We start from the raw sequence: 12,874 nt of genomic DNA, 5'->3' as shown, positions 1-12,874 counted from the left end.
TTATCGTAGCGCAGTTGTAATTCGTTCAAGACCAGGAACTCTCCCTGGTCAGGACTGCGCACTTTGATTAAGACATCATTCTCTCGGCTAATCCATTGGAAATCTGAGGTTAAGAACTCTGTGACGGTTAGGTCCGGTTGTTGAGTGACCCAGGTCACCCAGGCTTCAGGGGCTAGGCTAATGAGCCGTTTACTGCCGATATCCGCTTTTTTAGCCATAAGTCTCTATGCCCGGTTAAGCAGCTTTGGCGACAACGGCGCCATCGGTGAGCAGTTCGATCGCCTTCTGGTAGGGCAAATCAGCGGCTGTGCCGACTTCATCGCGACGAATGGGATTTTGAGGGACTACGAAGTCCGGGGTAATGCCGAGTTTATTGATGTCCTTGTGGCTGGGGGTTTCGTATTTGGCCACGGTGACGGCAATTCCTGAGTCGTCGGAGAGGTCAAAGAGGGACTGAATTAGACCTTTGCCAAAGGTGCGTTCTCCCACGAGTTGGGCGCGGCGATTGTCTTGTAAGGCGCCGGCTAGGATTTCACTGGCGCTGGCGGTACCCTGGTTGACCAAGACCACTAAGGGGGCGTCGGTGAGGGCATCATGGCCCGCGTCAAAGCTGCCTAAGACGGCTTGGCGGTTGACGGTGTAGACAATGGTGGCGTCGTTGAGCCAAAGACGGGCGATTTCCACTCCTGCTTGGAGTAATCCGCCGGGGTTGTTGCGTAAATCTAGGATATAGGCGGCGGCCCCCTGGTCTTCCAGGTCGCTGATGGCCTGGGTCATCTCTTCGGTGGCGTTGGCACTGAATTGATTGAGGCGAATATAGCCAACGGGGGTGCTGTCTTCAGCTTGGGTGAGATTGTAGCTGACGGGGTTAAGGGCGATGCGATCGCGGATAATCTCAATCTCATCAACCTGGTCTTCATCCAATCGTTGTACTTTCAGCGTTACGGCTGTTCCCACGGTTCCTCGCATCCGGGTGGCGGCTTCATCGAGAGAGAGATTCTCGGTTGAGACACCATCGATGTCTAAAACTAAATCCCCCGGTTGAATGCCCGCTTCATCGGCGGGAGAGCCGGCAATGGGGGCGATGACTTTAATATGTTTACTCTCGGGGTCAATGGCAATTTGTAAGCCAACTCCGGTTAATTCACCGGCGGTATTAACTTGCAGATTGCGGTAGTTATCGGGGCGCAACAGACGGGTAAAGGGGTCATCGAGTTTGGCCAACATTTCCTCGATGGTCTCGTAGGCAGCTTCTCGGGTCTCTAGGGGCGATCGCAAGGCCTCCTGGCGGATTTTCCACCAATTTTGTCCATTAAACGAATCATCGACGTAGGCGCGGTTGACGACTCGCCAGACCTCTGAGACGAGTTTCTGTTCTTCGGTCAGGGCGAGGGCGGAGGGCATTGCTCCCAACCAGCCCCAGAGTCCGAAAAGCAATGAAAGAAGAAGTCCGAAGCTAATGGCGCGTTTGTGCATGAGAAAACCCGGCATCCAAAGTTGCGAAATATTAATGTTTCCTCAGTGTGCCAAAGTTCTGGGCATCTGCCTAGTCCATCGGCTGAGTCTAAGGGCTAGAGTTCTTCTTTGGGGCGATCGCGGGTCTGCGTTCCCCCCTAACGCCCAAGCTGTGTTACATTTTCTATAAGAGACTTTAACCGTTCCGCCTTCGAGCCTGTCAGGAGATTTCGACCTCGTGATGATGTCTGGAATCTTCTCCGTCCGTCTGAGGGCATGACGATGCCCAATTCTCGGGTGTCGTGCTAAACTTCACAAACCGCAATATATCTAACGCACTGACTTTATGTTTTCTAAGGAAGTCACTGAGTCTAAACCCTTCAAGTGGTTTAACGAACGCCTCGAAATTCAGGCGATCGCTGACGACATCACCGACAAATACGTTCCGCCCCACGTTAACATCTTCTACTGCCTGGGTGGCATCACCCTGGTCTGCTTCTTGATCCAGTTCGCGACTGGGTTCGCCATGACCTTCTATTACAAGCCGACGGTCACGGAAGCCTACACCTCGATTCAATACCTGATGACGGAAGTCAACTTCGGTTGGCTAATTCGCTCGATTCACCGCTGGTCTGCCAGCATGATGGTGTTGATGATGATTCTGCACGTCTTCCGGGTTTACCTGACGGGTGGTTTCAAAAAACCTCGGGAACTCACCTGGGTCACCGGCGTGATCCTAGCTGTCATTACCGTGACGTTCGGTGTGACCGGCTACTCCCTCCCTTGGGACCAAGTGGGCTACTGGGCTGTCAAAATTGTTAGCGGCGTTCCTGAAGCCATCCCCGTTGTGGGTAGCTTCATGGTGGAACTGCTACGCGGTGGAACCAGCGTGGGCCAATCGACCCTGACTCGTTTTTACAGCTTGCACACCTTCGTCCTCCCCTGGTTGATTGCGGTGTTCATGCTGTTGCACTTCCTCATGATTCGCAAACAAGGGATTTCGGGTCCGTTGTAAACCCGAGGTGACCCCTTGGGCGACCTTCTTGACCCGTCTAAGGTTCCGTGGCTCCCTCAGCCGGCCGAGTTAGGGTGGCTTTGCTAAACTAACCTCTAGCTGAATCACCACGGACAACCGCCCTGTTGCAGCATATCCCCTTGCAGGAGAACACCCGAATACTATGTCTACTTTGAAAAAACCGGATCTTAGTGATCCTAAACTACGCGCCAAATTGGCCCAAGGGATGGGTCATAACTATTACGGCGAACCCGCTTGGCCTAACGACCTCCTCTATGTGTTCCCGGTGGTGATCTTGGGAACCTTGGCTTGTGTTGTGGGCTTAGCGGTTCTCGACCCCGCGATGATTGGTGAACCCGCTGATCCCTTTGCGACGCCTCTGGAAATTTTGCCGGAATGGTATCTCTATCCTGTGTTCCAGATTCTGCGTGTTGTTCCTAATAAACTGCTCGGAATTGGTCTGCAAACCCTAATCCCTCTGGGTTTGATGCTGATTCCCTTCATCGAAAACATTAATAAGTTCCAAAACCCCTTCCGCCGGCCCGTGGCGACCTCGATGTTCCTGTTTGGAACTTTGGTCACCCTCTGGTTGGGGATTGGGGCGACTCTTCCCATTGATAAGTCTCTCACCTTTGGTCTGTTTTAAATTCAGACTGAACGGGTGACTGGATTGTCTCACAAATGCGTCTGTTAGATTCCTGGATTCTTCTGCTCGTTTAGGCGATGGATCTCATGAATCTGACAGGCGTTTTGTTATGGTATGTGTTGTTTATTCCCTTGGCGTATGAAAGGCGATTCGTTTCCTCAACCCCTAGACCGCGTGGCGATCGCCGCCATGGTCATCTTGAGCCTAATCACAATTCTCTTGCTCGTCGGCGGGGATAAAAGTATCCCTCGGGTTCGCGGTTTCAGTTGGCAGGAAACAACGATTAGTTCGGTTGATCGTGCCTTTACTCTGCGCTTTAATCGTCCCATGAATCGCGATAGTGTCGAGAGTAACCTGCAAATTGACCCGCCACTTCCGGGGAAAATCAGTTGGGCCGGGGAACGGATGGCCTACACCCTTCTCTATCCCGCCCCTTATGGGACAACCTACACCCTACAACTCTCGGGGGCGCGCGATCGCTTCGCAGACTCTGATGACACCGAACACTATATTGAACCCTTCCAAGCCCCCTTCCAGAGCCGCGATCGCGTGATGCTCTATCTCGGCTCCGAAGGGAGCGAACGAGGGCGACTGGTGCTGTATAACTTCAGCCAAGACCAAAAAACCATCCTCACCCCCTCAGATTTGAGTGTTCTCAGCTTTGAGATGTATCCTGATGGCGATCGCATCCTCTTTTCGGCTCTGGACCGCAACGCCGACCGTCGAGGACTGACGGACAGCCGAATTTATACTGTTACCACGGGCCTTGATTTCAGCTCCGAAGACGCCGACGCACCGGGGCGCGTTCAACGTATCCTCGACAACGACACCTATCAGAATCTACAATTCGCTCTCGCTCCCGATGGAACGACTATCGTGGTCCAACGAGCCAGGCGCGATCGCCCTGGAAGTGACTTTGGCCTCTGGGTCATTCGCGAGGGAGACGATCCTGAGCGTTTCCCGACGGAACCGGGTGGAGAATTTGTTATTGCACCCAACAGTAAGGAGTTAGCCATCGCCCAAGGTCAAGGGGTGGCCCTACTCTCAATTGAACCGGGAACTGAAGGGAATGAGCCATTGCAATTCTTCCCCCAATATGGTCGCGTCATGGGCTTTACTCAAGATGGACGAGCCGCCGTGATGGTGAAGTTTAACAGCGACTATACTCGCTCCATGGTCGTTGTACCGAATATCGGCGAACCCGAAGAAATCCTACGCACCAGTGGCTCAATTCTTGATGCTGAGTTCGATCCCAGCGGACGCTACATCTACGCTCTGGTGACTGAACTCCTTGAAGCGGATGAGTACATTGAACAACCCTACATCCTGGCTCTCGACTTAGAGACTCAGGATTCCCAAGAACTGGTACGCTTTGAACGCAGTTCTCTGGATCTGAACATGAGTTTAGCTCCCGATGGTCAAGCTATTCTCTTTGATCGTCTGGGTATTGTCCCGCCTAATGAACGCCCTGATGCACCGCTGACCTCTTCGGGTGGGGCGATCGACACTAGCGAACTGTGGATTCTCTTTCCTCTCGTCAATGCTCAAGGAGAATTGACTCGTCCTCAACCCGAACAACTCCCTCTGGATGGTTTTAATCCTCGCTGGCTGCCTTGATGGGGAATAGGGAACGGGGAACAGGGAATAGGCAATAGGCAATAGAGTTCTTGCCGTCTTTTTATTGCTGGGTGTTCATTTTATGATGATGTGACATTCCCTAAAAGTTTGCAGGTTGGATGTTTGGCTTCGCGTCTGATAACCAAGCCCCTCCCGCCTTTCCTTTGTTTATTTAGCTGTTATCCATAATTATACCAAACAAAAATTATATGGTCAATAATTTAGATTAAAAAAATCAGGCGGATTAGGCGAAGGGAGTGAGGAGAGACTAGAATGCAGAAATTAGGACGATGGAATTGGTCAACCGGCCTTTATGGTTAAATATGATGGGGTTGATCATAAAACTTGAACGGGATGGACACGCGGGAACTGAAATTTGTCTTGAATCTGTTGGGAGCGCCGAATTACCGAGCGCCCATCTCTCAGGTGAAACCCAACCATCGCACGAAAGCCGCAGAGCGGGATACGATCTGTCGGAGTCTTCGCGATCGCGGACTGGTTGACTGTAGTGAAGAGATCGTTGAGTTTCGCATTGCACCTCCCGGAATGGCTCTGCTGCGGCTCGATACGAGTCGCCTCCCGGTGACGGAGGATGAAATTGTGGTGTTAAAGGCTTGTGCGGAGGGGTCTATCTGCGCCAAGGATCTCAACCTCGCCAGCGATCGCCGTCAAGTGGTACTACAAAAACTCAGTGAACGAGGACTCATCAAAGCCGAAGCCACGCGAATTGAAGATGTTTGGCTGACCAACTTTGGCCTGGACTATCTCCACGATGACTATACCCCCAAAGGGAGTGGCTTAGAACTGAGCCTGGATCATCTGAGCTGCTATCTGCAATTTTTGCGTAAACGGGACGGGAGCGCCTCAATTTCTCACGATAGCCTCGCCAAACAGCAACCCCATGAACCGATCAATCCGCAGCGACGCTTGACGGAAAAGCCGAATGATGCCGATATTTGGTATGTCATTGAAGAACTTGATCGCCAACTCGACACCCATAACTATCTTCCCATCTTCTATCTCCGGGAGCGCTTACAACCTCCCCTAACCCGTGCTGAACTCGATAGCGCCCTATATCGTCTGCAACGAGATGATCGCCTAGAACTGAGTTCTCTGCAAGAAGCGGCTCACTATAGCCCAGAGCAAATTGAAGCGGGAATCCCCCAAGACATTGGCGGTCCCTTATTCTTCTTGATTCGTAACTAACGTTAACCCTGATTCCCTCACCTCCCGGTATCACTATGACCGAGATTGATCGCATTATCCAACGCGCCCCTAACCCCTTTGATACGGAAACCTTTTGGTCCGGGAATTTTTGGCAGGAAATCCAAAATCCTGAACTCACGGTTGACTCAATTCACCAAGAGGTTCTCCAGGAAATTGAGGGCGTATTAGATCAAGTCTCCGAGGATCGGCGCAGTCGCACCTTACTCTTAGAAGGGGAAACGGGGTCCGGGAAAACCTATCTCTTGGGCCGACTCAAACGTCAACTGCAAACCCCCAATCAAAATCGTCTCCCTCGGGCCTTTTTTGTCTATATTGAACCCTTCACCGCCAGCGATTATATTTGGCGGCATATTCTGCGCTATACCGTTGATAGTCTTTTAGAAACCCCTGAGGGTTTGGATAAGTCACAGTTGTTAATCTGGCTAGAGGGACTTTCAGACTTAAAAAAACGAGGACTGGTGGATTGGTTGCGAGGAGAACGGCAATTGTTTATCCGTAAACTCTTGGAAACCTATCCCTCAGGAATTTACAACGCTCAAGAGTTTTTTGGTGTCTTATATCATCTCACCGACTCAGAACTCTATCCCATCGCCTGTGAATGGTTGCGCGGTGATGATTTAGATGATGAATCCCTGCGCAAACTCGGTGTTCAGGGGACGATTGATACGGAAGATGCTGCCCAGAAAACCTTAGCTAACTTTGGGCGCATTGCTGAGGCAACGTTGCCGATTGTACTTTGTTTTGATCAACTGGATAACATCGCCCGCGATCGCCAAGGACATCCCGATTTAGAATCCCTATTTCGGGTGAACGCCATACTGCATACTCAGAAGGTGAAAAACTTTCTGTTTATTATTAGTATTATCACCGATACTTGGCGGCAAAATGCGTCTCATATTCCGGCCACAGACCGCGATCGCCTCGATGCGAACCTGCGCCTTAAACAAATCAGTCTCGATCAAGCCGAAGCCCTCTGGGCCAGCCGTCTCTATAGCCTCCATGGCCAAACCTATCCTCAACCCACGTCCCCCATTTATCCCCTCATTCGTCCGGCTTTAGATGGCAAATTCCCTGGTGGTAAAACACGTCCTCGTAACACCTTGATTTTGGGGAGACGACTCTATCAAGAGGCAAAATTACAACGACTACAGGTCGATGTTTCCCAGGAGGATTTTGCCCAGAAAGCCCTAGCCGCACCGGCGATTCCCACTGATGCCCAAAGTGATCCTATCGCGGCGTTCAAACTGGTTTGGATTAAGAAGTTAAAGCAAACCCGCGAACGAGTCCAAAAAATCCGTCAATACGCCGCCCCCGAGTTAGTGCAAATGTTAGCGGAGGTGGTTCGGGCCTTACAAATGGAAGATGTGCAGCCACGCTTACTTCCCAGCCGCACCTATGCCAGTTATTCGATCAGTTATCGTCATCCCGGAACCACGGAACGAGTGGGCATGGTTTGGTCAGAAGATACGAATATGGTCAAGTTTTTTCACCTCCTCAAAGGTTGTGAAGAGGCGTTATCCAACCAGCTTTGTCAGTCTTTACAGTTGATTCGGGCTGAGGGAGTGGGTTCGCCAAGCAATCGTGGCTATCAACTCTATACGGAGATTTTTGGTCAACCGCAAAATAATCATTTTATGTCTGATTTAACCTCGGTTCAATATCTGGCGACTCACCATGCTTTGGTGAATGATGCTTTATCGGGGGAATTAGTGGTTGGCGAAGAAACCCCCAATGGTACTCGTTTAGAGTCTTTAGTCCGGCAAACAGGGGTATTACAAGATTGTCCCCTACTGCAACAGTTGGGCTTTTTTGAGATAACATCGAGCCAAGATTCAGCGGAACAATCCTTGCAAGCTATTGAAGATTTTATGATTAACCGCGTTTTAAACCAGCAATGTATGGCGATTCAACAGTTGATTGAAGAGGCGATCGCCCAGTTTGGCGGTGCGAGTAAACAACAGGTTCACCAACTGATTCAGAGTTTATCTCTAAGCGATCGCCCCCTGCAAATTCTCGATCCCAACGTCCCCCTAGAAGAACAACTGATCATCTCTATCACCTAACCCCTTCGGGTCTAGCCTGTTACCTCTTGGCTTCCCCGCTTGGGCTAGGGGTGGGTTCTCCCCCGGTTCTCTGTTCACTTCTTTTCTCTTTTACCTCTTGCCTTTTACCTCTTGCCTTTTATGTTATGGTTTCTATCGACCAGATTATTCAACGCACTGTGAACCCTTTTGACTCGACAACCTTTCGCCCCGGTAATTTTTGGCATGATGATAATAGCCAACAGGCGACCATCAATTCCATTCATCAAGAGATTGTCTCAGGGGTTTCGCAGCTATTAAACCAGGTTGAAGGCGATCGCCGTAGTCGAACCATTGTCCTCTCAGGAGACTCAGGATCGGGCAAAAGCTTTCTCCTGGGGCGTTTAAAACGAACCCTCAACCCCCAAGCCTTTTTTGCTTATATTGGTCCCTGGCCCGAAAGTGATTATATTTGGCGCCATACGTTGCGCCATACCATTGATAGTTTAACTTGTGTGCCTGAAGGAGAAACTGAATCGCAATTACTTCTTTGGTTGAATAGTTTGTCGGCATTTCGAGATGAAGGATTACTCAAAAAAGTCATTGGCGAACGCAATTTATTTATTCATAATTTCAAATCGACGTATCCCTCGGGAATCTATAACGCGAATGAATTTTTCAGTATTCTCTATCACCTTACCAACCCTGAACTCTATCCCCTCGCCTGTGATTGGCTGAAAGGCGATGATTTAGATCACGAAAGTTTAAAACTCTTAAATGTCCGCAGTTCTATTGAAACTGAACATCAAGCCCAAAATATTTTAGGTAACTTTGGTCGCATCGCCACCGCCACGCAACCGATTGTTTTGTGTTTTGATAACTTAGATAATGTCGATCGCAGCAATCGCGGCTATATTGACTTACAGGCATTGTTTAATGTTAATTCAATTATTCACAACCAAAAACTGAAAAACTTTTTGGTGATCATTAGTATTATTACCGATACTTGGCGTGAAAATTCGCCCCATGTGCAGCCAGCCGATTTAGCCCGCGTTGACCAAGAATTGCACTTGCGCCCGGTGGATATTCCAGCGGCGATCGCCCTCTGGGAAAGTCGTATTTTCCCCCTTCATCAACAAGCCGATTCGACTCCAAACTCGTCTCTTTATCCCCTCTGTGAAGCCGACTTACATCGTAAATTCCCCGGAAATCAAGCCCTACCCCGTTCCGTCTTAATGTTGGGGCGACAGGAGTTTCAGAAAGCAAAACTAAAGCTGCAAAATAAGACAACAGTTACCCAAGAAGTCGATCAACTGGCGGCGTTTCACTTAACCTGGGAGAACGAACTGGCAAAATCTCGTAAAACCGTTCAAGAAATTCGTCAGTTTTCCGCCCCAGAATTGATGAAGATGTTACGAGAAGCCTTAGAAGCCTTAAACGTGACGGGAGTGGAACCCAAACTCTTAAAAAGTCCGACCTATAGCCGTTATTCTCTAAGTTTTTATTGGTCCTTAACTCTGGGACGAATTGGGGTAATTTGGATTGAAGAACCCAATTTAAACAGTTTTTGCCGGGTTATGAAATCTTGTCAGGACGCCCTACGCAAAAACACGTGTCAATATCTTTATTTGATTCGGGCGGAGAATTTAGGGGTTCCCAAGAATCAGGGCTATCGCCGTTATCAAGCCTTATTTGTGGATTCGATTCATAAACATATTATTCCCCAAATTGAATCGTTACAGATTTTAGCCACTTATCATAGTTTAGTTAATGCGGCTGAGGCGGGAGATTTGCTGGTGGGCGATCGCCCTGTGAATCGTCAGCAACTCAAAGAATTGGTGATTGATTCTGAGGTTCTTCAAAGCTGTCGTTTGTTGCAAAATCTCGGTGTTTTTGAACGAAATCTGGGCAGCTTGTTACCGCAACAGACGTCAGATGGGGTTCAAAGTGAAGAATCTCTAATGCGGGAACGCCTCAAAGAATATATGTTTGCGCTGGTAAAAACTCAGCAGTTAGTGGGGCGTAATGTGTTAATGGAGAGTACGCGATCGCAGTTTCCTGAGATTAACCGCGAGGGAATTGATGGGGCAATTGGGGTATTGTGTGATGAGGGGGCGATCGTGATTCTCAATCCTGAATCTGACGCCGCCGAACAATTAATTACGGTGAACTCGTGAACATTCTTCTCAAGCCCTTGCCGAATCCGGTGCGTTCCGGCAAGCTTAATAGGGTTGCTAAAAATAGGGAATTGACTGAAACCGGAACACACCCGACCGTCCAATTTTTGGGGTGTATTAATCGGTAGGGTGCGTTGCGGCTCAAATCCATGTAAAATTAAGAAGACAAGGTTAAAGCTGCCGCAACGCACCATTGTGATAATCGGGCTATCTGTCCTGATAATTCGGTCATTATCCATCATTCATTTTTATGTTACAAATTTCCAATAAAACCAGTATCCCGATGAGCGAAATCGAGATGACCGCCATCCGTTCAAGTGGCGCGGGAGGGCAAAATGTCAATAAAGTGGCTTCCGCCATTCAACTGCGATTTGACATCAACGCCTCCTCCATGTCGCCGATTCATAAATCGCGGTTGCTGAAGATGCGCGATCGCCGCATCAGCAAAGATGGCGTGATTGTCATTAAAGCGCAAAGCCACCGCAGCCAAGAGCAAAACCGAGAGGATGCCCTCAATCGGCTGCAAAAACTGCTCAAAAGTGCCACCGTCAGCCGCCCCAAACGTAAACCCACCAAACCCTCACGCCGCGCTAAACGTAAACGAGTTGACCAAAAAAAGCAACGAGGACAACTTAAAGCCAGCCGTAAAAACGTTAAAATGCCGGACTAGACGCATAGCTCAGTCAAACGTCATGCCCTCTACCCCCAAAACCAAACCGAAGATATTGGCCGTCGATGACAGTGTTTCGATACAGGAAATACTCCAACAAACCCTGCAAAACCAGTATCACGTGCTGTTAGCCAGTAACACCGTCGAAGCCCTCGGCAAGTTGTACCGGGAGGGAATTGACCTCATGTTGCTCGATATCTCCATGCCCGGCGTCGATGGTTTAGAATTGTGTAAAATTCTCCGAAAATCGCCCGAATTTAAAAAATTACCAATTATCATGTTAACGGCACGGGATGGTGCAGCCGATCAGATGGAAGGGCGTTTAGCGGGTGCAACGGATTATCTGACCAAGCCCTTTAAACCCGAAGATCTGCGACAAACCATCGCTCGGATCTTAAAAAGCCAGAACCTAGGCCGCTAATCTCTACTTCAGGAATCAGTCCAATGACCACTATCTTAGTCGTTGACGACGTAGACAGCGAACTTGCGATCATCAGCCGTATTCTCAAAGACGAAGGCTGGACGGTCGAACAGGCCAGTGACGGTGATGAGGCGATCGCCCAAATCCAGAACGCCCAGCCCGACCTAGTCGTCTTAGACGTGATTATGCCCCGCATGAATGGCTTTGAAGTGATCCGAGAATTACGGGCCAACCCCAAAACCCAACAGTTACCCGTGGTGGTTTGCAGCCAAAAAGACACCGATATCGATCGCAGTTGGGGCAGCGACTTGGGGGCCGATGCCTACCTGGGGAAACCCTTTGAAGCTCAGCAATTGGTGGAAATCATCCAACGTCTGCTGTCGAGGTCTAGTTACTGATGTCATCCGACCCCCCACTCAGTTCTCACTCAACGCGAGTCAGCAAGGCCCAATATGTAATTCTCCATCAACAGCAGACTCGCTTAGCCATCGCCTTAACCTCCGTGCGCGAAGTATTGCGCTTGAGTGAGCAGCGACTCACTCCCATTCCCAACAGTCCCGACTTTGTCCTGGGACTGACCAACGTACGGGGGGACATTCTCACCGTCGCCGATTTTGGCAAGTTTTTAGGACTGCAACCGCTCAACCCACGCCATGACGAAAGCCGCATCGTCGTGGTGGAAGCCCCTCGTCGCCAAGATCCGACCCAGCCCCTCATCCCGCTGGGGTTAGCCGTCTCTCACGTTGAAACCGTCGTTAGCCTAGATCCCAACCAACTGCGATCAGCTGCCGAAGCCAGCGCTTCCCTCGTCCCCTTCTTGCAGGGACTCTATAACGATCACGGTCAACTCTTCAGCGTCATCGACATGGCGGCGATCGCCACCTGTTCTCGTTGGTAATTCCCGACCCCAATTCATCGCTCACGATTACGAAAGTAATACGGGAGTCTGAAAGCCCCGTCAATTTATTGCGGGGATGAAAGACGACACGAGCGGCTTTAGCCGCCTTGCTTCCCTATTGTACCTGTTCTAAGGTAAACTAAAACCAATGATGTCGTCAGCAAAAGATGAAAGCTCGATACCCGTATCGAATCTATCCAACCCAGCGCCAGGCACAAAAACTTGCCCAGTTGTTTGGCTGTTGTCGCGTTGTATGGAATGATGCTTTGGCTAGAGTTAAGTCAACCCCATCAGGAGACAAGTGGCTGAGTCACTCAGAACTACAAAAACAGGTCATCACTCAAGCTAAAAAGACTCCTGAACGGCATTGGCTATCTGATGTTTCAAGTGTTCCTTTACAGCAGTCTGTGCGAGATTTAGGTGTAGCCTTCTCTAATTTTTTCAAGAGCCGCTCAGGGTAAGCATTCAGGTGTAGGGGATTGACAAAACCCCCAGCTTAATGCGACCCCGGAATCAAAGACAGCTCGTGAGAGCGCCCTCGAACACCAAGAGCAAGCGCCCGCTCAAAAAACTCAACCGCCGAACGACCCTGAGCGCGACAAGTTTGAATCACCGTCAGCAGGGTGGCACTGCGGCGAAATCCGTTCCAGGAACGGGAGCCACCAGCCACCTTGCGCTTGGTCACCGCCAGACGCAACGACCTTTCCGCGCGATTGTTATCGGGCGG

General features: G+C 50.0%; 12 protein-coding genes and 2 pseudogenes. 11 read left to right on the top strand and 3 right to left on the bottom strand.

The annotated features are described in order from the left end of the window. Both R6U67_RS03225 and ctpA read right to left on the bottom strand, forming a co-directional pair. Positions 1-218, bottom strand: a pseudogene (locus R6U67_RS03225) (hypothetical protein); the annotation flags it as partial. 16 nt (positions 219-234) lie between these two features. After that, a complete protein-coding gene (gene ctpA, locus R6U67_RS03220) occupies positions 235-1,476 on the bottom strand; it encodes a carboxyl-terminal processing protease CtpA (RefSeq protein WP_410251214.1) in 1,242 nt (413 codons plus the stop codon). Between the two features lie 325 nt (positions 1,477-1,801). Between ctpA and petB the strand changes: the two genes are divergently transcribed. From petB to R6U67_RS03165, 11 genes are all read left to right on the top strand, one after another. After that, the gene (gene petB / locus R6U67_RS03215) at positions 1,802-2,470 is read left to right on the top strand and encodes a cytochrome b6 (RefSeq protein ID WP_068790639.1); all 669 of its coding nucleotides are present in this window, start codon (positions 1,802-1,804) and stop codon (positions 2,468-2,470) included. Between the two features lie 163 nt (positions 2,471-2,633). Continuing rightward, a complete protein-coding gene (gene petD / locus R6U67_RS03210; RefSeq protein WP_068790638.1) occupies positions 2,634-3,116 on the top strand; it encodes a cytochrome b6-f complex subunit IV in 483 nt (160 codons plus the stop codon). Positions 3,117-3,254: 138 nt separating this feature from the next. Then, the gene (locus R6U67_RS03205; RefSeq protein WP_410251213.1) at positions 3,255-4,733 is read left to right on the top strand and encodes a hypothetical protein; all 1,479 of its coding nucleotides are present in this window, start codon (positions 3,255-3,257) and stop codon (positions 4,731-4,733) included. 354 nt (positions 4,734-5,087) lie between these two features. Beyond that, positions 5,088-5,939: a hypothetical protein gene (locus R6U67_RS03200; protein WP_410251212.1), complete on the top strand. Its 852-nt coding sequence runs from the start codon at positions 5,088-5,090 to the stop codon at positions 5,937-5,939. Positions 5,940-5,974: 35 nt separating this feature from the next. Then, positions 5,975-8,023: an ATP-binding protein gene (locus R6U67_RS03195; protein ID WP_410251211.1), complete on the top strand. Its 2,049-nt coding sequence runs from the start codon at positions 5,975-5,977 to the stop codon at positions 8,021-8,023. 125 nt (positions 8,024-8,148) lie between these two features. Then, positions 8,149-10,158 carry an AAA family ATPase gene (locus tag R6U67_RS03190; protein WP_410251210.1) on the top strand — a complete coding sequence of 670 codons (2,010 nt, stop codon included), beginning with the start codon at positions 8,149-8,151 and terminating at the stop codon, positions 10,156-10,158. 250 nt (positions 10,159-10,408) lie between these two features. After that, positions 10,409-10,828 (top strand): alternative ribosome rescue aminoacyl-tRNA hydrolase ArfB, encoded by a 420-nt coding sequence (gene arfB, locus R6U67_RS03185; RefSeq protein ID WP_410251209.1) that lies wholly within the window; start codon positions 10,409-10,411, stop codon positions 10,826-10,828. 22 nt (positions 10,829-10,850) lie between these two features. Further along, positions 10,851-11,249 (top strand): response regulator, encoded by a 399-nt coding sequence (locus R6U67_RS03180; RefSeq protein ID WP_410251208.1) that lies wholly within the window; start codon positions 10,851-10,853, stop codon positions 11,247-11,249. 23 nt (positions 11,250-11,272) lie between these two features. Continuing rightward, entirely contained in the window at positions 11,273-11,647 is a 375-nt protein-coding gene (locus R6U67_RS03175; protein ID WP_410251207.1) for a response regulator transcription factor, read from the top strand. Then, a complete protein-coding gene (locus R6U67_RS03170) occupies positions 11,647-12,147 on the top strand; it encodes a chemotaxis protein CheW (protein WP_410251206.1) in 501 nt (166 codons plus the stop codon). Before R6U67_RS03175 ends, R6U67_RS03170 begins: the two co-directional genes overlap by 1 nt. Before the next feature lie 167 nt (positions 12,148-12,314). Next, complete coding sequence (locus tag R6U67_RS03165) at positions 12,315-12,608, top strand: helix-turn-helix domain-containing protein (protein ID WP_410251205.1); 294 nt, start codon at positions 12,315-12,317, stop codon at positions 12,606-12,608. Between the two features lie 35 nt (positions 12,609-12,643). On the opposite strand, the pseudogene R6U67_RS03160 reads toward R6U67_RS03165, so the two are convergent. Continuing rightward, a pseudogene (locus tag R6U67_RS03160) lies at positions 12,644-12,874 on the bottom strand (IS66 family transposase); the annotation flags it as partial.

Origin of the sequence: Sodalinema sp. (genome assembly GCF_046483825.1) — a bacterium.
In the GTDB taxonomy this organism is placed as follows: Bacteria; Cyanobacteriota; Cyanobacteriia; order Cyanobacteriales; family Geitlerinemataceae; genus Sodalinema.
Note: the sequence above shows the minus strand (reverse complement) of the source record. Positions and strands in the feature narration are given on the sequence as shown.